The sequence below is a fragment of the Exiguobacterium sp. s140 genome (assembly GCF_018617035.1).
In the GTDB taxonomy this organism is placed as follows: Bacteria; Bacillota; Bacilli; order Exiguobacteriales; family Exiguobacteriaceae; genus Exiguobacterium; species Exiguobacterium profundum.
In genome coordinates this window covers 1-355 of record NZ_JACSJK010000018.1, presented here as the reverse complement: position 1 = coordinate 355, position 355 = coordinate 1, and the positions used below count along the sequence as shown (strand labels likewise).

The window sequence follows — 355 nt, the reverse complement described above, 5'->3', positions numbered from 1 at the left end:
GAGAAGGCAATTATTCCTGTGTAGAGGCGGCCGACGATCTGTTCCGGAGACCAGGTCGCACGCAGCTTCTCGACGATCGTCCGGCGCATCGTGTCGTCGAGCTTCGTCTTGGCACCGCAGTTGGTTTTCGCCTTTTCGTAGCGCCTCTGCGCACGTCCTGATTCATAGCCGGGGTTCCGTTTGATCTCCCGCGAGACGGTCGATGGCTGTCGCCCGAGCCGTCTCGCGATGGACCGGATGGACATCCCGAGCTCCAGCTAGTTCTCTATTTTCACGCGTTCCGTTGTGGTAAGATGGGTGTAGCTCATGAGATTTCCTCCGTCTGAATGTGTGTTGTGGTGACTTCATTCTACAC

The 355-nt window shown here is 56.9% G+C and carries 2 protein-coding genes; both read right to left on the bottom strand.

Going from position 1 to position 355, the window contains the following annotated elements; all coding sequences use genetic code 11:
• Positions 1-257: transposase (locus KNO61_RS17130; RefSeq protein WP_483297744.1), on the bottom strand; the 257-nt coding region annotated here is incomplete at its 3' end.
• A partial coding sequence (locus tag KNO61_RS17125; RefSeq protein ID WP_214874005.1) for a hypothetical protein occupies positions 163-355 on the bottom strand: 193 nt, incomplete at its 5' end. The genes KNO61_RS17130 and KNO61_RS17125, both read right to left, overlap by 95 nt.